We start from the raw sequence: 18,457 nt of genomic DNA on the forward strand, positions 1-18,457 counted from the left end.
TTTAGCTCGGCTCCCGGCTCTTCAGCGCCTGGGCGATCTTGTCCAGCGTGGCGCGCATGGCCTTTTGTTCGTCCGATTGCGCTTCGACCCAGTCCCGCATGATCTGCTGTTCGGAACGCATGTTCTTGACGAGACCAGAGATGCCGTCGGCAAGATTGGCCATGGCGGTGGCGACGCGCGGGTTGGAGCCATCGCTCTCCTGCAGGCTGCGCAGGCGCTCCGACAGCACGCGGAGTTCGTCGGTGGACTCGGCGCGCGCATCCGGACCGACGATGTCGGAGGAAAGGTCGGTCACCGTCGACAGCCAGTTTTCCAGCTCCGTGTAGAAGCGGTTTTGCGCGCGTCCGGCCTGGAGGTCGAGGAAACCCAGCACCAGGGAGCCCGACAGGCCGAACAGGGAAGATGAAAACGCGGTGCCCATGCCGGCAAGCGGCGCCGACAGTCCCTGCTTCAATGCGTCGAGCACGGCTGCTGCGTCGCCCGAACCGGGATCCAGCGACTGGATCGTCTCGCTGATCGAGCCGATTGTGTGCAGGAGGCCCCAGAATGTGCCGAGCAGGCCGAGAAAGACCAGCAGTCCAACCAGATAGCGGGACGTATCGCGGCTTTCGTCGAGGCGGGTGCCGATCGAATCGAGCATGGTGCGCATCGAACTGGTCGAAAAGGCGAGCGACGACGAACGGCCGAGCATGGCCTTCATCGGGGCGAGCAGGACAGGCTCCGTGGTCTCCGAGCCCGCGCGGAAGGAATTGACCCAGCGTACTTCGCGAAACAGCCTGCCGACCTGCGCGAAGGCAAGCAGGATACCGACCACAAGCACGCCGACGATCAGCCCGTTAAGGCCGGGATTGGTGGTGAAGGCGGTCGAAATCTGCCGTGACAGGACGATGGCGATGAAGGCGACGATGGCAAGAAACACCACCATAGTCAGCACGAACACCTGTGGGCTGGAAAGCTTGTGCGGGTCGTAGCTCAAGACGTCCGAGCGCCGCCCCGAGGTGATGGATTTAAGAAAGGTCATTCCGGCCCCGTTTCCGATGTCGCCGTGGAATTGGATCGTGGCGACTCTAAACGGAAATGTGACGAAATTGGAAGGCGCGACACGTCGGATGTCAAAGTCGGTTGATGACAAGGCTGTCCAGCATGGCCGCGAAATGCAGGCCGGCGCCCGTCACGACGAAACCGTGCCAGAGCGCGTTGTGAAAACGCAGCCCCTTCCAGGCGAAGAAAACCACGCCGAGCGAATAGACGATACCACCCGCCAGCAGCAGCGCGATGGTAGTCGACGGCAATGCCTCGATCAGCGGTTGCATGAGAACCACGCCGCTCCAGCCGATGGCGAGATAAAAGACAATGGCCAGCCTGTCATAGCGGCCGGGGAGGAAAACCTTGATGGCCATTCCGGCGAGCGCGGCCGTCCAGATAAGGACCAGCATCGAGCCGGCAAGGGTTGCGTTCTGAAGCTGGGCTAGGAAGGGCGTATAGCTTGCAGCGATCAGCAGATAGATCGCGGAATGGTCGAAGCGGCGCAGCACCCATTTGACGCGCGAGGTGACCGGCCACAGATTATAGGCCATCGACACGGAAAGCACCGTCAGCAACGCCACAACATAAAAAGCCGCGGCGACATATTCGCCGGGCGCGGCGCGCGAGGCGGCGAGCGTCAGCATCGCCGAACCGGCAGCGATGGCCAGAACGATGCCAACGGCATGAACGATGCCGTCCGCGATCATCTCGGCACGTGAATAGTGCCACCGTCCGACGAACGGAATGTTGAAAGCGGTTTCTGGCTGTCTATCGCTCATCATCGAACCTGCATCCGCCCTATCTGGGCGGTCGCCAGCCAGTATTTCAAGTTCGTGTAACGGTTTCGTGGCTGCGGCGCTTCAGCGCGCCGTCGCACGGCTTCAGCGCGTTTGCAGCGGCTTCTTGACGGTTGCCAGCAGCGCGCGATGGATCGTTTCGTTGCCGGCCACGACCGTGCCTTGCTCCAGCATGTCCTGGCCGCCTTTCGCGTCGGACACGTAGCCACCCGCCTCGCGGACCATCAGGAGGCCGGCAGCAATGTCCCAGGGCGAAAGGCCGCCTTCCCAGAAGCCGTCCATGCGGCCGGCCGCGACATAGGCGAGGTCGAGCGCGGCGGAGCCGAGCCTGCGGATGCCCGACACTTCGGCCATGACGTTACGCAGTTCGACGAGGAAATTGCCGTGGTGGCCGCGGCCGAGATGCGGGACGCCGCAGCCGATCACGGTGTCCGACAGCTTGGTGCGCGCGGCGACACGCAAGCGGCGATCGTTCATGAAGGCGCCGCCGCCGCGTTCGGCCGTGTAGAGCTCGTCCATGGCCGGGTTGTAGATGACGCCGGCGACGATCTGGCCCTGACGCTCGAGAGCAATGGAGACCGAAAAGATCGGAATGCCGTGCAGGAAGTTGGTGGTGCCGTCCAGCGGATCGACGAGCCAGCGATGCTGATCGTCGTCACCGCCGACAGTGCCGCGCTCTTCCATGAGAAAGGCGTAGCCGGGTCTCGCCTTGGACAGTTCGGTGAAGATGATGTCTTCCGCCTTGCGGTCGGCCTGGCTGACATAGTCGCCCGGCCCCTTCATCGAGACCTGCAGGTTCTGCACTTCGCCGAAGTCGCGCGACAGCGAGCGGCCAGCTTTCATCGCGGCCTGAACCATGACGTTGAGAAGTGCGGAACGCGCCATGCTGGATGGTCCTTGAAAGTAGAAGGGCGACGTAGAAGACGTCGGACCCGATATCAGTCCGCGCGGCGGACGTAGGTGATCTCGTTGGTGTCGACGATAATGCGTTCGCCTGAAGCTATGAACGGCGGCACCAGAACGCGGACGCCATTCTCGAGCACCGCCGGCTTGTAGGAAGACGCCGCCGTCTGGCCTTTTACTACGGGATCAGCCTCGGTGATGGTCAGGGTCACCTGGTCGGGCAGTTCGATGCCGATAGGCCTGTCCTCGTAGAGCTGGACGGTGACCATCATCCCGTCCTGCAGGAAGGCGGCACGGTCGCCGACGAAATCCTTCGGCAATTCGAGTTGCTCGTAGCTCTCGGTGTCCATGAACACCAGCGCCTCGCCCTGCTCGTAGAGGAAGGAAAAATCCTTCAGGTCGAGGCGAATGCGCTCCACGGTTTCCGCCGCGCGGAAACGCTCGTTGAGCTTGGTGCCATTGATGAGGTTTTTCAGCTCGACCTGGTTGTAGGCGCCGCCCTTGCCGGGCTTCACCGTGTTGGTCTTCACTGCCACCCAGAGGCCGCCGTCATGCTCAATGACGTAGCCGGGACGGATTTCGTTGCCGTTGATCTTGGCCATTATGGTTGATCCGGAAAAGAGGTTCGCCGATGGGCGATTTCGGCGCCTCCAAGACCATAATTTGCCGAAAGAGGCAAGAGACGCGGCGAAAGCCGGGTTTTCGTTCGCTAGCGCAGCCGATTGGCTTTCTGCAACGCCTGCTTGGTCTGATCGTCGTCCAGGCCCTGCATGAAGTCTTCCATTTGCTGGTCGATCAGCCCGGCGCGGCGCGCGACGATGTACCAAGCGGCGGCGGTGACCAGGTCCGGGTCGACACCAATGCCGCCTTCATAGAGTTTCGCCAGCCGGTTTTGCGCGGCGACGTTGCCGCCTTCGGCAGCGCGCTTCATCCAGTTGAAGCCCGATTTGAGGTCACGCTTGCCGCCGCGCCCGTCGACCAGCCACTGGCCGAGGTCGAGCTGCGCGGTGTCGTAGTTCTGCCGGGCCGCCAAGACCAGAAGCCGTCTTGCTTCGGCATCGTCCTGCTTCTTGCCAGCGGCGCCATTGGCGTAGATCTGGGCCATGGCGTATTGCGCGTCGGCAAGGCCGCTGTCCGAAGCCTTCTCATAATAAGGCACAGCCTTGGCAAGCCCGTTTTCGCCGGGTTCGCGCTGGACGAGAAGCTGCGCGAGGTTGAACTGCGCCAGCGGGTTGCCGGTTTCCGCCGACGCTTGCAGCAGCGCCTGCGCCTCCTTGTCGTCCTTCTTGGCAAAGCGACCATCGAGAAGGATCAACGCGTATTGGAACTGAGCTTCCGAGACGCCTTGTTCGGCGGCGCGCTGATACCATTTCGCGGCTTCCGCACCGTTGACCGGCATGCCAAGCCCACGCGAAAGGATTTCCGCGACCAGCGTTTCCGCGGCGGCATCGCCCTGGTTGGCGCGTTCGATCGCCAGATTGTAGGCGGTCTTGTAGAGCCCACGCTGGTAGGCGCCGTAGGCGAGGTCCGGCTTCTTGCCACCGAAACGCATCGGGTCGATGTCGAGCGGCTTCGGTTCGGCGGTCGTTGCCGGTTGAGGCAAGGTGTTGGCGATGGGACGGTCGCCCTTCTTTGCCGCCGTCGTTGATTGATCGGGCTTAGGTAGTTCCGGCCGCACGGCGGGCGGAGCGGGTTGCCCCGGTGCGATGCCCGCCGGCTTTGACGGTTCGGACGGTTGCGCCTCCGGCTTTTCGCCGGGCGCAGGCTGGCCGGGCGCTACCGGCGTGGGCGTCGATGGCTCAGAGACCGAGGCATTTGGCTGGTTCGGCTGCAGGCTCGTTTCCGCTGGTGACCCCTGCGCTGGAGTGGTTGCGGCGGACGCCGGTTCCGTTGCCTGCGTCTGGGGGGTAGGCGTCACGGCGTCCGGCTTCGGCGGCTGTGCGGTTTCGGCCGCTACGGCCGCGGGGACCGCTACACCGAGCGCCACAAAGGCGGCTGCGAAGAGGCGGCGCGGCTGCATCTTCAACCCTCGAAATGCGGTGCGGTCTTGTCGAGCAACGTGTTGGCTTCGGCCACAGCCGTGGCCGGCTCGACACCGTCGGCGAAGATCGCCGCGGACAAGGCAACGAATTCCGCACCGGTGGCCGCCACGGCTTCCACCGAACCAATGTCGGACCCGGCCATGACGATGCAGGGGATCTCGATCATTTCCGCCCACCATTGGCCGAGCGAGAGATTGCGGGGGTGCGGCTCGGGCTTGTTGTCGTAGCCGAAGCGGCCGAAGAAGATGTAGTCGGGGCGCACCTCGCCCAGTTCCAGCGCGTCGTCACGTGTCTTGGCGCCACCGGTGCCCACCATCATCCGCTCTTGCAAGCGTTCCACGGCGTCCGCCAGTTCCGCCTTGCTGGCTTCGACATGCAGGCCATCGGCCTTGACCCGTCCGGCGATGCGGCTGTCGCCGGCAATCACCACGGCGATGCCGACTGCCTGTGCAGCAGGGACGATCTTTTCCGCATAAGCCTGGAACGTTGCCTCGTCCCTGTCGTCCTGCGGCAGGATCAGCGAGGCGATGTCACCGCTTGCGAACGCGGCAACGACACGTTCGGCGGCTGTGCCCGCCGGTGGAATGAGCACGATGCGGCAGCGGTTGGGTGGCGTTGTTTCGGTCATGGCGATATCGGTTCCGGTTCCGCCTATGCGAGGCGAAGATGGTTGCATTGCGGCATAGACGAATGCGGCGTTGTTGAACAGGCGCGCAAGCCGTCGATCAGAGATCGATCTTGTAACCCAGATGGGATTGCTTGAAGCCGAGACGTTCGTAGAAGCGGTGGGCGTCGTGCCGGCTGCGGTCCGTGGTCAGTTGCACGACGCGGCATCCGCGCTTTCTACATTGCTCAACCGCCCATTCGATCAGCTTCTGGCCAAGCCGCTGGCCCTGACGATCCCAGATCACCCGCACTGCCTCGATCTGGCCGCGTAGTGCGCCTTGCCGGGACAGGCCGGCGATGAAGGTGAGTTGCAGCGTGCCGACGGTGCGCCCGTCCTCGGTCATGACGGCCAGCAACTGGTTCGGATCGGCATCGATCGCCGCGAATGCCTTGAAATAGCCCTCGGCCAGCGGCTCGCTGATGTTTTCCCTGCCGCTGCCCAACGGATCGTCCGCAAGCATGGCGACGATCGTGGAGACATCGGCCTGTTTCGCCCGGCGGAAGGCAATCTCGCCAGTCATGCGGTGTCTCCACTGTCTTTCGAGTCCGCAATAGGCGGGTGATTGCATGCCTGCAAGTCTGGTGAGGAATGGGGCAGTTCCCGTCCGGTGTTGGCAGGCCGGCGTGGCGGCTTTATGGTTGCGGTGAAAGGCAATCACCATGGCACAGAACATCTACGACCGGCCGGAGTTTTTCGCCGGATACAGCAGTCTCGTCCGCTCGGTCGAAGGGCTGGCCGGCGCTCCCGAATGGCCGGCGTTGCGGGCGATGCTGCCCGAGGTCAAAGGTCGCCGGATCGTCGATCTGGGCTGCGGTTTCGGCTGGTTCTGCCGTTGGGCGTGGGAGCAGGGCGCCGCGAGCGTGCTGGGGTTCGATGTTTCGCAGAAGATGCTGGAACGCGCCGTCGCGAGTTCGGACATGGCGATCGAATACCGCCGCGCGGATCTGGAGGAACTGAACCTGCCAGCCGCGGCCTATGACCTCGCCTATTCGTCATTGGCGCTCCACTACGTCAACGACGTCGGGAGGCTGTTTTCTGCGATCCATCAGGCGTTGGCACCTGGCGGGCGGCTCGTCTTTTCGACGGAGCATCCCGTCCTCATGGCGCCATCCAAGCCCGGCTGGTCTATCGATGCCGAGGGAAAAAGGACCTGGCCCATCGACTGCTATTTCATCGAGGGGCCGCGTACCACCGATTGGCTGTCCGAGGGGGTCGTCAAATATCACCGCACGATCGGCACCACCTTGAACGCGCTCATCGCCGCCGGCTTCACCCTGAACCATGTCGAGGAATTCTGTCCGACGCCCGAGCAGATCGCGGCGAAACCGGAACTCGCGGAGGAACTGGAACGGCCGATGTTCCTGCTTGTTTCGGCCAGCCGCTGAAATGGTGGTCCATTCTGGTGAGGCCAGGCCGGTCGCGCGAATATCGGTTCAACCAAACCGCGAAATGCTCTAGGTAAGGGCTGTCGCCTCCTCAAGTCCCTCCCGGCATGTCCGCTCTGCTCACCGATCCCTGGTTCTACGCCGTTGCCGTGCCTGCGGTCATCCTGGTGGGTCTCACCAAGGGTGGGGTGGGCGGCTTTGGCCTGATCGGCGTTCCGCTGATGGCGCTGGCGATGTCTCCCGTGCAGGCGGCGGCGATCCTGCTGCCGATCCTGGTCGTGATGGACATCGTCTCTTTGTGGACCTGGCGTGGCCAGCAGAACAAGACGACGCTCGTCGACATGCTGCCGGGCGCTCTGGTCGGCATCGGCATAGGCTGGGCGACAGCAGCGTTCGTGACCGCCGATATGGTGCGTTTCATCGTCGGCGCCGTCACCATCGTCTTCGTCGGGCGATGGCTCTATCTCACCTATCGGCACGGCAGCACGCACGCCACGCAACCCAACAAGATCCAGGCAGCATTCTGGGGCACCATTGCCGGCTTCACCAGCTTCGTCGCCCATGTCGGCGGGCCGCCCTTCCAGGTCTATACGATGCCGCTTCGCATGGACCCGAAAGTGCTGACCGCCACAGGCGTGGTGTTTTTCGCCATCATCAACGCGATCAAGCTCATTCCTTATTTCGCGCTCGGCCAGTTCGACGCCGCCAATCTTGCCGCCGCAGGGGTGCTGATGCCGCTGGCGCCGCTGTCGACGCTGGCCGGCGCATGGCTGGTCAAGCGCATGCGGCCCGAGGTGTTCTACCCCTTCACCTACGGGACTATCGCGCTGGTTGCGGTCAAGCTGTTGTGGGACGGCGTGGTCAGCCTTCTGTAGAGGATGACGCCGTTCGCCAGCTGTGCTTGAAGTGCTGGAAATAACTCGTTTCGGAGGGCGGGATGACAAACCCCTACGCGCTGGATCTCGACAAAAATCCCGCCAATCACCAGCCGTTGACCCCGCTGTCGTTCCTGGAACGGGCGGCAAAGACCTATCCCGACCATCTAGCAATCATCCATGGCAATCAGCGCATCACCTATCGGGATTTCTGGCGCCGCTCGCTGAAACTGGCATGGGCGCTGGCGAAGCACGGCATCGGCAAGAGCGACACGGTGACGGTGATGCTGTCGAACACCCCGCCCATGCTGGAGGCGCATTTCGGCGTGCCGATGGTGAAGGCGGTGCTGCATTCGCTCAACACCCGCCTCGATGCGGCGATCGTCGCCTTCCAGCTCGACCATGCCGAGACCAAGGTGCTGATCGTCGACCGCGAGTTTTCCGGCGTGGTGAAGGAAGCACTGGCGCTGGCCAAGGTGAAGCCGCTGGTCATCGACTATGACGATCCCGATTACGCGGACGATGCGCCATATCCCAAGGGCGAGCGCATCGGTTCGCTCGATTACGAGGATTTCGTCGCAAGCGGCGACGAGGATTTTTCCTGGTCGATGCCTGACGACGAATGGGACGCGATTTCGCTGAACTATACGTCCGGCACCACCGGCAATCCCAAGGGCGTCGTCTACCATCACCGGGGTGCGGCCCTGATGGCCTATGCCAATACGATCCATGCCGGCATGGGCAAGCACGCGGTTTACCTGTGGACGCTGCCGATGTTCCACTGCAATGGCTGGTGCTTTCCCTGGACACTGGCGGTGCAGGCCGGAACGCATGTCTGTCTGCGCTGGGTGCGCGCCAAGGCGATGTATGATGCCATCGCCGACCATGGCGTGACTCATCTGTGCGGCGCGCCCATCGTCATGGCGTCGCTGATCAATGCCAGGGACGAGGACAAGCGCGATTTTCCGCAGACCGTCACCTTCAATACGGCGGCCGCGCCGCCTCCGGAAGCGGTGTTGTCCGGCATGGCCGATGCCGGTTTCGCGGTCACCCATCTCTATGGCCTGACCGAGACTTATGGTCCGGCCGTCGTCAACGAATGGCACGGCGAATGGGACATGCTGGACAAGGCGAACCGCACCGCCAGGAAGGCGCGCCAGGGCGTGCGTTACGCGGCGCTGGAGGGCCTGACCGTAATGGACCCCGCCACCATGGAAAAGACACCCGCCGACGGCGAAACCATCGGCGAGGTGATGTTTCGCGGCAACATCGTCATGAAGGGCTATCTGAAAAACCGGAAGGCGACTGATGAAGCTTTCGCCGGTGGCTGGTTTCACTCCGGTGACCTTGGGGTCATGCATCCCGACGGCTACATCCAGTTGAAGGACCGCTCCAAGGACATCATCATTTCCGGCGGCGAGAACATTTCATCGATCGAGGTCGAGGACGCGCTCTACAAGCATCCCGCCGTGGCTTCCTGCGGTGTGGTTGCCCGTGCCGACGACAAATGGGGCGAGGTGCCGGTGGCCTATGTCGAGCTGAAGCCAGGCAGAACCGCGACGGAAGCCGAGATCATCGAACACTGCCGGGGCCTGCTTGCCCGCTTCAAGGTGCCGAAAGCCATCATCTTCGACGAGATTCCCAAGACCTCGACCGGCAAGATCCAGAAATTCCGGCTGCGGGAAATGGCCAAAGCCGGCTGAGGCCGGCCCCGTCGTCGGAAGCTGGTCAGGCGGCGGCCGTGCCAGCGGTTTCCCGCCTTGCGAAGATCACGACAGCGCCGCCGATCATCAGCACCGCCATGGCGGTCAGTTCCCCGGTGTTGTGAAGGGTTGGCTTGAGGACCATGTCGGCCACCACGATGGCCATGACGATGTAGTCGAACTTGCCAAAGCGCAGGGTGCGTCGCCCGAGCGCGACCGCCGCGGGGGTGATCCCGTCGCGGGCGAGCATAGCGGCGATTTTCTGGGTCCAAGGCTTGAGGACGAAGGTGCCGGTGACGAAGGCAGCGGCGTAGCCGCATAACCCGATGATCACCCACAGCTCCGAAAAGCCGGTCCACACCGACGTCATGATCAAGCCGGAGACCAATGTCGCCAGCGATGACGGCATGAACAACAGCTTGCCGAGCTTCGCCGTGGCCTTGAGCAGGGCCATCAACGTTTCCTGATCGTTGGCGCGATCGGCGAGCGTCCCCACAAGGATCATGGTGAAGCCGCCGCCGACCCAGATCGTGGCGGCAACGACATGCAACAGTTTTACGATCGGGTACCAGTCCATCGGTCTCTGTCTCCAGGCATGGCGGATCAGGTTTTGCGGATGACGGGCCAGGCAATGACGGCGAACAGAAGCATGCCGGCATAAAAGAGGATCGAGAACATGCCGACCAGCGGCTCGATCGCGGTTTTTCCCGCCAGCAGGAGATAGAGCGTCACCATCAGGCCCGCTCCGCTCACCGCTGTCAGCCAGAAATGGATATTGGCCAGCCTCGTTTGCCCGGCGGCGGGGAACAGGTGGTAGAAAAACGCGAAGACCGCCGATGTCAGCCATCCCGCCACCAGCGCATGCGCATGGACGGGCATCTCGGTGTGATCCTGGCTGATCGCCATCTGCAGGCCCAATGCCATGCCGCACAGCGCATAGATGATGGCAAGCACGAAGAAGTTCCTGGCCACGCCTTGCATTGAAGTTCCCACTTCCGGTTCAGCGCGACCGTCGTTGCGGTCACGATCGAGTGAGTAAACGCGCGAGATGCCAGCTTTCATCCCGGATCGAGTTGTGGCCAGTCTCCAAGGCCGACTTGAAAGCGGTGAACCGGTTCGAAGATGAGAACAAGGTCTCGCGACTTTTTCAGGTGGCGCCAGGCATCTCAAGCACCTCGATGCTGTGCTGATACGGCACACTCGGCAGTCGTCCCTTAAAAAATTTCACCCCTTGTTAAGGGTTCATTAAGCTTTACGAGCGTTTACTATGCATATCCAGTGATCTGGATTCTTACCGAGTGGTTGGAGCCACTTTGTTTGACGCCTCCCTGTTAAACTCCTGAGAGCCGCCTCATCGCGGCTCTTTTTTTATCTGGCAAACAGGTGGGTCGATAGACGAGAAGCTGTCGTTAACCGTTTGTTAAACATGTGCTTGCCTTGCGCGAAGTCCGGGCGCATTTTCTTAGCCACTGTCATATAGGCTTGGAAACCGGCGGCATGACGCCGATTCGGCCGGAAGAATGCGAATACGGAACCAGGAAATGAGCGAGCCTTCTAAGGAAAGCGCGAACACGATCAAGCTGGCCGAGCGAAGGGTTTTCTCGCAGTCGTTCAAGCCGCTCTATGACGAGGGCATGGGGCTGGTCGAGCGCACGGCCGAGTATCTCGACGGCAAGGGCCGGCTTGAAGCGAAGAAGCTTTCGCGGCTCGGCGCGACGCTTTACGCAGCTGAATCGATGCGGCTGACGACAAGGCTGATGCAGATCGCTTCGTGGCTCCTCCTGCAGCGCGCGGCCAATTCCGGCGAGATGACGCGTGACCAGGTTGCGTCGGAAAAATCCAAGGTTCGGCTGGATACAGCGTCCGCCCATAGCGAAGCCGCGGGCTGGAGCGAACTGCCCGACGACTTCCTCGATCTCGTCAACCGCTCGCTGCGCCTGCAGTCGCTGGTGCGCCGCATGGACGAAGAGATCTATGGCGGCGCCACGTTGCCGCCGCAGCCGGCCAACCGCCGTTCCAACCCGGTTTCCGACCAGATCACTCTGCTCAAGACGGCTTTTGCGGGCGGCTGAGCCGGGACTTCCCCAGGTCGTCGTCCTGTCGCACTTGCGTTTCTGGTTTGTTCACATTTTGCTGGCATCGCTCTGCGCGAAAGGTAGACTTCGCGCATGGGGGAAACGATTCGCATCATCGGCATCGACCCGGGGCTTCGGCGCACCGGCTGGGGCATCGTGGAAAGCCTTGGCAATTCGCTGCGCTTCGTCGCTGCAGGAACCGTGCGCTCCGACGACAAGGCAGCTTTGGCGGCACGGCTGTGCCAGCTGCATGACGGGCTGGCCGAGGTGCTGCATCGGGCGATGCCGCATGAGGCAGCTGTCGAACAGACCTTCGTCAACAAGGATGCGTCGGCGACGCTGAAGCTCGGCCAGGCGCGCGGCATCGCCATGCTGGTGCCGGCCCGCGCCGGGCTGGTGGTGGCCGAATATGCGCCCAACGCCGTCAAGAAGGCGGTGATCGGCGTCGGCCATGGCGACAAGAAGCAGATCCACATGATGGTGAAGGTGCTTTTGCCCAAGGCGGCCTTCGACACGGACGATGCCGCCGACGCTCTGGCAATCGCCATCTGCCATGCGCATCACCGGCAGAGCATGGCCTATCGCATGGCTATGGCCGGATAGGCCACAACAGTCACCCGAACGACTTTGTTCTTGACTTGTTCTCATTCTGTCGCTAGGTAATACTGTAGAGGTATTACAATGCGCGTTACGGAAAAGGGCCAGGTCACGATCCCGAAGAACATTCGCCGGAAACTCGGCATTGTCGCGGGGACCGAGGTCGAGTTCAATCTGCAGGACGGTAGCGCGCTTATGCGCCCTGTTTCGGCGACCGACGTCGAGCGAGAGGTTGCCGAGTTCATGGCTCATATCCGTCGTCACAAGGGGACGATGGATCTCGGGGGGATGACCGGGGACGAATTCTTCAAACTCCTGAGAGATTGATGGCGACGCTCGTCGATACCAACGTCCTGATCGATCTCTTCGACGCGGGCAGTTCATGGGAGGACTGGTCGATCCATACGATTGAGCGGCTTCGGTCGGAGGGTCCCATCATCGTCAACCAGGTCGTCTATGCCGAGATGGCAGCCGGCTTTGCGAGCGAAGCAGCGCTGGAAACGGCGCTGTCGCCGTCGCGCTTCCTCAGGGAAGATTTGCCCTGGGAGGCTGCATTCGCTGCTGGTCATGCATTTCTGGCTTATCGCCGCGGCGGTGGGGCGAAACGCTCGCCCTTGCCGGATTTCTATATCGGCGCGCATGCAGCCATACGCGGGTATTCGCTTCTAACCCGCGACCAGGACCGCTATCGGGCCTACTTCCCGCTGCTGCGGATCGTCTCTCCAGAAACCCATCCAATGGGGAGCAACAGATGATCGGCAAGTTGAAAGGCACGCTGGACGAGATCGAGGAGGATCATTGCCTCGTCGACGTGCATGGCGTGGGTTACGTCGCCTATTGTTCGGCACGCACGCTGTCGGCGCTGCCGGGGCCTGGCGAAGCGGTCGTGCTTCATATCGAAACCTATGTGCGCGAGGACATGATCCGCCTCTATGGTTTCCAGACCGCGCTGGAGCGCGAATGGTTCCGTCTGCTGATGAGCAATGTCCAGGGTGTCGGCGCCAAGGTTGCGCTGGCCATCCTGTCGACGCTGTCGCCATCCGATCTCGCCAATGCGATCACGCTGCGCGACATCGCCATGGTGTCGCGGGCACCGGGGGTCGGCAAGAAGGTGGCCGAGCGCATCGTCACCGAATTGAAGACCAAGGCGCCGGCCTTTGCCGGTGAAGCTTCCGGCACGATCGGGCTGAAGCAGGAGTTGGGCGAAGGCGTGGCGGCCGCTCCGGTCGCCGATGCTGTCTCGGCGCTGACCAATCTCGGCTATTCGCGCGACGTTGCCGCCAATGCTGTGGCCGCGGCTCTGAAGAGCGCCGGCGATGGTGCCGATTCCGCCAAGCTGATCCGGTTTGGGCTGAAGGAGCTGGCGCGGTGACGCACCGCTTGTTCAGGCCCGGACGCTATGCGAGGAGAGGGGCATGACCACCGCCCCCCGTCTCATCTCTTCCGAAAAGCGCGGCGAGGATGCCGACCAGACGTTGCGTCCTCAGGTGCTGGACGATTTTGTCGGCCAGGCAGCGGCACGCGCCAACCTGAAGGTCTTCATTGAAGCGGCCAAGGGGCGCGGCGACGCGCTCGATCACGTCCTGTTCGTCGGTCCGCCGGGGTTGGGCAAGACGACGCTGGCGCAAATCATGGCGCGCGAGATGGGGGTCAATTTCCGCTCGACCTCGGGCCCGGTCATTGCGAAGGCTGGAGATCTCGCCGCGCTGCTCACCAATCTGGAAGACCGCGACGTTCTCTTCATCGACGAAATCCATCGGCTGAGCCCGGCCGTGGAAGAAATCCTCTACCCGGCGATGGAGGATTTCCAGCTCGACCTGATCATTGGCGAGGGGCCGGCGGCGCGCTCGGTCAAGATCGACCTTGCCCGCTTCACGCTGGTGGCCGCCACCACGCGGCTTGGACTCATTACCAACCCGCTGCGCGACCGTTTCGGCATTCCGGTGCGGCTGAATTTCTACACGGTCGATGAACTGGAGCTGATCGTGCGGCGCGGCGCGCGCATTCTCGGCATGCCGATTGGCGATGACGGGGCCGTGGAGATTGCGCGGCGCGCTCGTGGCACGCCGCGCATCGCGGGACGCCTTTTGCGTCGTGTGCGCGATTTCGCTTCCGTTGCCGGCGCTGAGACCGTGTCGCGCAAGGTCGCCGACGATGCGCTGTCCAGGCTGGAGGTGGATGCACTCGGCCTCGATCAGCTCGACCGGCGCTATCTGTCCATGATCGCCATGAATTTCGGCGGCGGGCCGGTCGGCATCGAGACGATCGCGGCCGGGCTTTCCGAGCCGCGCGATGCCATCGAGGACATCATCGAGCCTTACCTGATCCAGCAGGGCTTCATCATGCGCACACCACGTGGGCGCGTGCTGACAGCCAATGCCTGGAAACATCTCGGCCTAGAAGTGCCGCGCGAATTGAACCAGCAGCAGATCAATCTCTTCCAGGAAGAGGATTAAGGCGTCCGCGCCTATGTAACCTGTTCCACCGGGAACGGCGTTGGCTCCCAGATGCGGGCAAACCCTTTCGGCAACTTGGCGATGCGCATTGTTTCCCAGGCCGCGAGTTGGCGCGCAATGCCGGCCCGGTCGCCTCTGTCCAGCAAGGGGCCAAGTGGTTCGACAACCGAGGCTATTTCCGCTTCGGCGAAGCCCGGGATACACCAAAGCGAGCGGCCGTTTCGAAGATCGTCCAGTTTGGCGCGAGCCGCCTCAAGGTCACCACGCGCGGCATGGAGCGAGACACCGCGCAATTCGTCGATTTCGAAGTCCCTATACTTTAGCGGCTTCGTCGCCAGATATGCGACCATGTCATCGAGGGTTTCCATACTGCGAAAGAGGGGGAGAATATCCCGTTCGATCTGCGCCATGAATTGGGCAGGGGTTTCCGGGTCGGCCCACCTGAATAGCCCGGGCGTGTCCCGGTCTATGCGATCTCCCCAATTCAATGGAAAGCGCCCTATCGGCTCGCAGAAGTGGGTCACAGCCCATTGCGGGACAAAGTAGCTGTCATGATCCCAACTTAAAATAACAATGCCGCGAAGCAGATGTCTGATGGGTTTCATCACAAGCCAGCGTCCAATCAACTCTACGTCGGAATGTCGCTTGAGGAGCGGCACAAGGTGACGCCTAATCATTTGGGAGGCGGTCATTCGTTGGGCCTCACTTCAATGACGATAATTGGGCGGCCATGCTTCAGTAATCTTATTGCGAATTCTGCTGTGCGCGGGCCACTCAAACCTCTTTTTCCAGTTTTCAGATCATAAACGCATATTGGGCCTTCCCCCCGATTCTCGATGACATCTACGCGAATCGCGCTGAAATCCAATGGTTCCTCCTCAACCTTCTTCAAGAGAGAGAACTCTGCTTTAAGAGTGGGCCCTCCATGGGTGAGAATCTTCTGGCGCAACCGGGCATGAACGGCTGTGCCGAAAACCGCAGCGTTAGGATACGGTCCAGCACGCTTGGCTTCGGCAAATGCTTCATTTGAAAGCCGTTGAACAAGGTCGAGTTTGGTGCAAACAGTTGCGGTTTCTGCGCGCGTCAATGTGCCGACATAGTTCAAATGCGGGACAATCTCTCCGCCTGGGCGGAATTCCTTGGCCGTGAAGGCAAGGCAGGCTCGCAAGCCTTCCGAGGCGGTAGCGGAGAGATAATTGTAAAGCTGCCGCGCGGCCTCAAAGGTTTCTTGTGCGGTTTTGAGGCTGGTTTGGAGATTGGCGGTGTCTCGCGTTCCGATTGCGCTGACGCGTTGCACGGTCGGGAGAGGCATTGGACCATTCGGTGTCCAGATCGTTCTGCTGATCGGACGATTGGAGCCGTTGAAGACGGTCTGTATCTTGCCGTCTGTCTGGAAGCCAAATCTTCTCTGCCCAGGCAACGTAACGGTGTAGCGAACTTGAGGACGGTCCGGGGAATGACGTGGGCCGACGCGCGTTGCAACGCGAGCGGTCGCTACGTCGCGACCCTGCGGCGCGACCGTTGCCGGATTTTTTGCAATCCCTCTTGGTGTGTCGGATCCTGATTGGCCGCCGCCCGAAAAACCGTCATCCGACCATTGTCCGCCATCCGGATTTCCACTGGGGACGCGCGGCTGGTTAGGATTAAACCCGGCCTTTCGGCGAAGCCTCAGGAGCTTGATGTCGACATCGATGTCGGTAAGGCTGGATTTGATTTTTCGGATTTCGGCCTCTTCATTGGGAATGTTGGTCATCGGGTCCTCGCCGTCAAATATCGGGAAATGATGATATAGGATAATATTCCTAAAATCAACTGACGGGTGTCGAATTCTCGGAGACGCGGCCATTTCTGGGAGATGCCGAAGGCGAGTGCTGTCGGCCTCCAGGCCTTGAATGCTCTGACCATTGCTGCCATCGGAATGCGGCGAGCAATTCTCAAGCCCGAAACGGAGACGCCATGTCTGTCGATGACAACCAAAATGCCCTGCTCAGCGGCATTTCAGGCGCGTTGACGGAATTCGGCCATCGCCTGATGGCGCGGGTCTATTATGCCGACACCGATTTTTCCGGCGTCGTCTATCACGCCCGCTACCTGGAGTTCCTGGAGCGTGGGCGTTCGGATTTCCTCAGGCTGGCGGGTGTGCACCATACAGAGCTCGCCGAAGGCAAGCATGGCGAGAAAATCGTCTGGGTGGTGCGCCGCATGGAGATCGACTTCCGCTCGCCGGCCCGCATCGACGACATTTTGACCGTCGACACCCGCGCCGACGAGATTTCCGGCGCGCGCATCTTCATGGTGCAGCAATTGAAGCGCGGCGACGAGGTTCTGGTCGATGCCAGGGTAGAGGCCGCGATCATCGGCGAGAATGGCCGCCCGCGCCGGTTTCCCAAGGAATGGGTCGCGGCATTCATGCCCAAGGGCTGATAGACGCCAGCTTCAAGCAATTGTGATGCGCGTTGAGCGGCAGCCTGCTTGTTGCAGCGCACAACGCCGCGATTCCTAACCTCTCCTTAACCATAACGGTTCATGAAGACATTGGTGAGCATTGGAGGCGCCCATGCCTTCGTTTCACCAATATTTGTCGTGAAAAGGCCGCGAAAGGCGCCTTTTGGGCATTTCCGGAAGCTTCGCGCGAACGGACCACAAGAGGTAGAGCGCCAGGGGCTAGCGGCGAGCCGGGCCCGGAATTCTTAAGGAACGAACCATGGAAAACATCGCACTCGCCGATCCGGGCGCGCATTTGTCGATCTGGGGCCTGTTCATGCAGGCCGGCTGGGTGGTCAAGCTGGTCATGCTTGGCCTGCTCGGCGCCTCGGTCTGGACCTGGGCCATCGTCATCGACAAGCTGATTTCCTACGCGCGCATCCGCGTTGCGTTGAACCGCTTCGAGCAGGTGTTCTGGTCTGGGCAATCGCTTGAGGAACTCTACCGCAACCTTGCCGACCGCAAGACGGTTGGAATGGGCGCCATCTTCGTGGCCGCGATGCGCGAGTGGAAGAAGAGCTTCGAAAAGGGTGCGAAGTCGCCGCTGGCGCTGCAGACGCGCATCGATAAGGCGATGGATCTGGCGCTGACCCGGGAGATGGAGCGCCTCGAAGGTCGGCTCGGCTTCCTCGCCACGATCGGCTCGGCGGCTCCCTTCATCGGCCTGTTCGGCACGGTGGTCGGCATCATGACCTCGTTCCAGGCCATCGCCGGCTCGAAATCGACCAATCTCGCCGTGGTTGCGCCCGGTATCGCCGAGGCGCTTCTCGCCACCGCCATCGGCCTGCTGGCGGCCATTCCCGCGGTCATCGCCTATAACAAGCTGTCATCCGATGCCGGCAAGATCGGCGTGCGCATGGAGGGCTTCGCGGACGAGTTCTCCGCCATACTGTCGCGCCAAATCGATGAGAAAGTGGCCCAGAAGGCCGCCTGAGGAACAACACGATGGGAATGTCAGTCAGCTCAGGCGGTTCAGGACGCGGCGGTCGAGGCCACAGACGGCGCGGCCGCCATCACGGCCTGATGTCGGAAATCAACGTGACGCCGTTCGTCGACGTCATGCTGGTGCTGCTCATCATCTTCATGGTGGCGGCGCCGCTTCTGACCGTCGGCGTGCCGATCGACCTGCCGGAAACGCAGGCCAAGCCGATGAATGCCGAAACCCAGCCGATCACCGTTTCGGTCAATCAGGCCGGCCAGATCCATCTGCAGGAAACCGAGATTCCGCTCGAAGAAGTGGTGCCGAAGCTCGAGGCGATCGCCAAGACGGGTTACGAGGAACGCATCTTCATCCGCGGCGACAAGGCTGCCGACTATGGCACGGTCATGAAGGTCATGGCCCGCATCTCGGCGGCCGGCTACAAGAACCTCGGCCTGGTCACGTTGCAGGAACAGGAAAAGTAGCCTTGAAGGCCGGCCTCACCACATCGGCGATTTTGCATGCCGT

Annotated in this window: 23 protein-coding genes; 12 read left to right on the forward strand and 11 right to left on the reverse strand. The window is 61.8% G+C overall.

All coding sequences use genetic code 11. The features are described 5' to 3' along the window. Position 1 precedes the first annotated feature (1 nt). The 7 genes from FZF13_RS11825 to FZF13_RS11855 form a co-directional block, all read right to left on the reverse strand. Positions 2 to 1,021 carry a MotA/TolQ/ExbB proton channel family protein gene (locus FZF13_RS11825; protein ID WP_024922949.1) on the reverse strand — a complete coding sequence of 340 codons (1,020 nt, stop codon included), beginning with the start codon at positions 1,019 to 1,021 and terminating at the stop codon, positions 2 to 4. 91 nt (positions 1,022 to 1,112) lie between these two features. Next, positions 1,113 to 1,805: a PAQR family membrane homeostasis protein TrhA gene (gene trhA, locus FZF13_RS11830; protein ID WP_024922948.1), complete on the reverse strand. Its 693-nt coding sequence runs from the start codon at positions 1,803 to 1,805 to the stop codon at positions 1,113 to 1,115. A 102-nt stretch (positions 1,806 to 1,907) separates the two neighbouring features. Beyond that, the gene (locus FZF13_RS11835; protein ID WP_024922947.1) at positions 1,908 to 2,708 is read right to left on the reverse strand and encodes an inositol monophosphatase family protein; all 801 of its coding nucleotides are present in this window, start codon (positions 2,706 to 2,708) and stop codon (positions 1,908 to 1,910) included. 53 nt (positions 2,709 to 2,761) lie between these two features. After that, positions 2,762 to 3,328: an elongation factor P gene (gene efp / locus FZF13_RS11840; protein WP_024922946.1), complete on the reverse strand. Its 567-nt coding sequence runs from the start codon at positions 3,326 to 3,328 to the stop codon at positions 2,762 to 2,764. A 107-nt stretch (positions 3,329 to 3,435) separates the two neighbouring features. Next, the gene (locus tag FZF13_RS11845; protein WP_051504826.1) at positions 3,436 to 4,404 is read right to left on the reverse strand and encodes a tetratricopeptide repeat protein; all 969 of its coding nucleotides are present in this window, start codon (positions 4,402 to 4,404) and stop codon (positions 3,436 to 3,438) included. A 344-nt stretch (positions 4,405 to 4,748) separates the two neighbouring features. Then, positions 4,749 to 5,396: a thiamine phosphate synthase gene (locus tag FZF13_RS11850; RefSeq protein ID WP_024922944.1), complete on the reverse strand. Its 648-nt coding sequence runs from the start codon at positions 5,394 to 5,396 to the stop codon at positions 4,749 to 4,751. 97 nt (positions 5,397 to 5,493) lie between these two features. After that, the gene (locus FZF13_RS11855; protein ID WP_024922943.1) at positions 5,494 to 5,955 is read right to left on the reverse strand and encodes a GNAT family N-acetyltransferase; all 462 of its coding nucleotides are present in this window, start codon (positions 5,953 to 5,955) and stop codon (positions 5,494 to 5,496) included. Between the two features lie 139 nt (positions 5,956 to 6,094). On the opposite strand from FZF13_RS11855, the gene FZF13_RS11860 reads away from it, so the two are divergent. From FZF13_RS11860 to FZF13_RS11870, 3 genes are all read left to right on the forward strand, one after another. After that, positions 6,095 to 6,820 carry a class I SAM-dependent methyltransferase gene (locus FZF13_RS11860; RefSeq protein ID WP_024922942.1) on the forward strand — a complete coding sequence of 242 codons (726 nt, stop codon included), beginning with the start codon at positions 6,095 to 6,097 and terminating at the stop codon, positions 6,818 to 6,820. A 107-nt stretch (positions 6,821 to 6,927) separates the two neighbouring features. Next, complete coding sequence (locus tag FZF13_RS11865) at positions 6,928 to 7,695, forward strand: sulfite exporter TauE/SafE family protein (RefSeq protein WP_024922941.1); 768 nt, start codon at positions 6,928 to 6,930, stop codon at positions 7,693 to 7,695. A 62-nt stretch (positions 7,696 to 7,757) separates the two neighbouring features. Then, positions 7,758 to 9,398, forward strand: a complete 1,641-nt coding sequence (locus FZF13_RS11870) for an acyl-CoA synthetase (RefSeq protein WP_024922940.1) — start codon at positions 7,758 to 7,760, stop codon at positions 9,396 to 9,398. A gap of 25 nt (positions 9,399 to 9,423) precedes the next feature. Here FZF13_RS11870 and FZF13_RS11875 read toward each other — a convergent pair whose 3' ends face one another. Together FZF13_RS11875 and FZF13_RS11880 are read right to left on the reverse strand one after the other, a co-directional pair. Then, complete coding sequence (locus FZF13_RS11875) at positions 9,424 to 9,975, reverse strand: DUF2269 family protein (RefSeq protein ID WP_024922939.1); 552 nt, start codon at positions 9,973 to 9,975, stop codon at positions 9,424 to 9,426. Between the two features lie 26 nt (positions 9,976 to 10,001). Then, entirely contained in the window at positions 10,002 to 10,379 is a 378-nt protein-coding gene (locus tag FZF13_RS11880) for a heme-copper oxidase family protein (protein ID WP_024922938.1), read from the reverse strand. A gap of 560 nt (positions 10,380 to 10,939) precedes the next feature. On the opposite strand from FZF13_RS11880, the gene rcdA reads away from it, so the two are divergent. From rcdA to ruvB, 6 genes are all read left to right on the forward strand, one after another. After that, positions 10,940 to 11,470, forward strand: a complete 531-nt coding sequence (gene rcdA / locus FZF13_RS11885) for a protease adaptor protein RcdA (protein ID WP_024922937.1) — start codon at positions 10,940 to 10,942, stop codon at positions 11,468 to 11,470. A gap of 96 nt (positions 11,471 to 11,566) precedes the next feature. Further along, the gene (gene ruvC / locus FZF13_RS11890) at positions 11,567 to 12,076 is read left to right on the forward strand and encodes a crossover junction endodeoxyribonuclease RuvC (protein ID WP_024922936.1); all 510 of its coding nucleotides are present in this window, start codon (positions 11,567 to 11,569) and stop codon (positions 12,074 to 12,076) included. A gap of 78 nt (positions 12,077 to 12,154) precedes the next feature. Further along, the gene (locus tag FZF13_RS11895) at positions 12,155 to 12,397 is read left to right on the forward strand and encodes an AbrB/MazE/SpoVT family DNA-binding domain-containing protein (RefSeq protein ID WP_024922935.1); all 243 of its coding nucleotides are present in this window, start codon (positions 12,155 to 12,157) and stop codon (positions 12,395 to 12,397) included. Beyond that, positions 12,397 to 12,825: a type II toxin-antitoxin system VapC family toxin gene (locus FZF13_RS11900; protein WP_024922934.1), complete on the forward strand. Its 429-nt coding sequence runs from the start codon at positions 12,397 to 12,399 to the stop codon at positions 12,823 to 12,825. The genes FZF13_RS11895 and FZF13_RS11900 overlap by 1 nt, the downstream gene beginning before the upstream one ends. Continuing rightward, positions 12,822 to 13,442, forward strand: a complete 621-nt coding sequence (ruvA, locus tag FZF13_RS11905) for a Holliday junction branch migration protein RuvA (protein WP_024922933.1) — start codon at positions 12,822 to 12,824, stop codon at positions 13,440 to 13,442. Before FZF13_RS11900 ends, ruvA begins: the two co-directional genes overlap by 4 nt. Before the next feature lie 43 nt (positions 13,443 to 13,485). Continuing rightward, on the forward strand, positions 13,486 to 14,526 hold the full coding sequence (ruvB, locus tag FZF13_RS11910) for a Holliday junction branch migration DNA helicase RuvB (protein WP_024922932.1): 1,041 nt from the start codon (positions 13,486 to 13,488) through the stop codon (positions 14,524 to 14,526). Positions 14,527 to 14,537: 11 nt separating this feature from the next. Here ruvB and FZF13_RS11915 read toward each other — a convergent pair whose 3' ends face one another. Both FZF13_RS11915 and FZF13_RS11920 read right to left on the reverse strand, forming a co-directional pair. After that, a complete protein-coding gene (locus FZF13_RS11915) occupies positions 14,538 to 15,131 on the reverse strand; it encodes a hypothetical protein (protein ID WP_137900874.1) in 594 nt (197 codons plus the stop codon). An 83-nt stretch (positions 15,132 to 15,214) separates the two neighbouring features. After that, positions 15,215 to 16,279, reverse strand: coding sequence for a hypothetical protein (locus FZF13_RS11920; RefSeq protein ID WP_137900875.1), 1,065 nt, complete (start codon positions 16,277 to 16,279; stop codon positions 15,215 to 15,217). A 203-nt stretch (positions 16,280 to 16,482) separates the two neighbouring features. Here FZF13_RS11920 and ybgC point away from each other — a divergent pair, with 203 nt between their 5' ends. The 3 genes from ybgC (at position 16,483) to tolR (ending at position 18,414) form a co-directional block, all read left to right on the forward strand. Then, a complete protein-coding gene (gene ybgC / locus FZF13_RS11925; protein ID WP_024922928.1) occupies positions 16,483 to 16,950 on the forward strand; it encodes a tol-pal system-associated acyl-CoA thioesterase in 468 nt (155 codons plus the stop codon). 280 nt (positions 16,951 to 17,230) lie between these two features. Continuing rightward, positions 17,231 to 17,944 carry a protein TolQ gene (gene tolQ, locus FZF13_RS11930; protein ID WP_024922927.1) on the forward strand — a complete coding sequence of 238 codons (714 nt, stop codon included), beginning with the start codon at positions 17,231 to 17,233 and terminating at the stop codon, positions 17,942 to 17,944. Between the two features lie 11 nt (positions 17,945 to 17,955). Beyond that, a complete protein-coding gene (tolR, locus tag FZF13_RS11935) occupies positions 17,956 to 18,414 on the forward strand; it encodes a protein TolR (RefSeq protein ID WP_024922926.1) in 459 nt (152 codons plus the stop codon). Positions 18,415 to 18,457 lie beyond the last annotated feature (43 nt).

It is taken from the genome of Mesorhizobium terrae (assembly GCF_008727715.1).
Taxonomy (GTDB): Bacteria; Pseudomonadota; Alphaproteobacteria; order Rhizobiales; family Rhizobiaceae; genus Mesorhizobium; species Mesorhizobium terrae.

Bases quoted from the DNA above. Each gene is read 5' to 3' on its own strand.
- FZF13_RS11825 (WP_024922949.1), bottom strand. From the start codon at position 1,021: ATGACCTTTCTTAAATCCATCACCTCGGGGCGGCGCTCGGACGTCTTG.
- trhA (WP_024922948.1), bottom strand. From the start codon at position 1,805: ATGAGCGATAGACAGCCAGAAACCGCTTTCAACATTCCGTTCGTCGGA.
- FZF13_RS11835 (WP_024922947.1), bottom strand. From the start codon at position 2,708: ATGGCGCGTTCCGCACTTCTCAACGTCATGGTTCAGGCCGCGATGAAA.
- efp (WP_024922946.1), bottom strand. From the start codon at position 3,328: ATGGCCAAGATCAACGGCAACGAAATCCGTCCCGGCTACGTCATTGAG.
- FZF13_RS11850 (WP_024922944.1), bottom strand. From the start codon at position 5,396: ATGACCGAAACAACGCCACCCAACCGCTGCCGCATCGTGCTCATTCCA.
- FZF13_RS11855 (WP_024922943.1), bottom strand. From the start codon at position 5,955: ATGACTGGCGAGATTGCCTTCCGCCGGGCGAAACAGGCCGATGTCTCC.
- FZF13_RS11860 (WP_024922942.1), top strand. From the start codon at position 6,095: ATGGCACAGAACATCTACGACCGGCCGGAGTTTTTCGCCGGATACAGC.
- FZF13_RS11865 (WP_024922941.1), top strand. From the start codon at position 6,928: ATGTCCGCTCTGCTCACCGATCCCTGGTTCTACGCCGTTGCCGTGCCT.
- FZF13_RS11870 (WP_024922940.1), top strand. From the start codon at position 7,758: ATGACAAACCCCTACGCGCTGGATCTCGACAAAAATCCCGCCAATCAC.
- FZF13_RS11875 (WP_024922939.1), bottom strand. From the start codon at position 9,975: ATGGACTGGTACCCGATCGTAAAACTGTTGCATGTCGTTGCCGCCACG.
- FZF13_RS11880 (WP_024922938.1), bottom strand. From the start codon at position 10,379: ATGCAAGGCGTGGCCAGGAACTTCTTCGTGCTTGCCATCATCTATGCG.
- rcdA (WP_024922937.1), top strand. From the start codon at position 10,940: ATGAGCGAGCCTTCTAAGGAAAGCGCGAACACGATCAAGCTGGCCGAG.
- ruvC (WP_024922936.1), top strand. From the start codon at position 11,567: ATGGGGGAAACGATTCGCATCATCGGCATCGACCCGGGGCTTCGGCGC.
- FZF13_RS11895 (WP_024922935.1), top strand. From the start codon at position 12,155: ATGCGCGTTACGGAAAAGGGCCAGGTCACGATCCCGAAGAACATTCGC.
- FZF13_RS11900 (WP_024922934.1), top strand. From the start codon at position 12,397: ATGGCGACGCTCGTCGATACCAACGTCCTGATCGATCTCTTCGACGCG.
- ruvA (WP_024922933.1), top strand. From the start codon at position 12,822: ATGATCGGCAAGTTGAAAGGCACGCTGGACGAGATCGAGGAGGATCAT.
- ruvB (WP_024922932.1), top strand. From the start codon at position 13,486: ATGACCACCGCCCCCCGTCTCATCTCTTCCGAAAAGCGCGGCGAGGAT.
- FZF13_RS11915 (WP_137900874.1), bottom strand. From the start codon at position 15,131: ATGAAACCCATCAGACATCTGCTTCGCGGCATTGTTATTTTAAGTTGG.
- FZF13_RS11920 (WP_137900875.1), bottom strand. From the start codon at position 16,279: ATGACCAACATTCCCAATGAAGAGGCCGAAATCCGAAAAATCAAATCC.
- ybgC (WP_024922928.1), top strand. From the start codon at position 16,483: ATGTCTGTCGATGACAACCAAAATGCCCTGCTCAGCGGCATTTCAGGC.
- tolQ (WP_024922927.1), top strand. From the start codon at position 17,231: ATGGAAAACATCGCACTCGCCGATCCGGGCGCGCATTTGTCGATCTGG.
- tolR (WP_024922926.1), top strand. From the start codon at position 17,956: ATGGGAATGTCAGTCAGCTCAGGCGGTTCAGGACGCGGCGGTCGAGGC.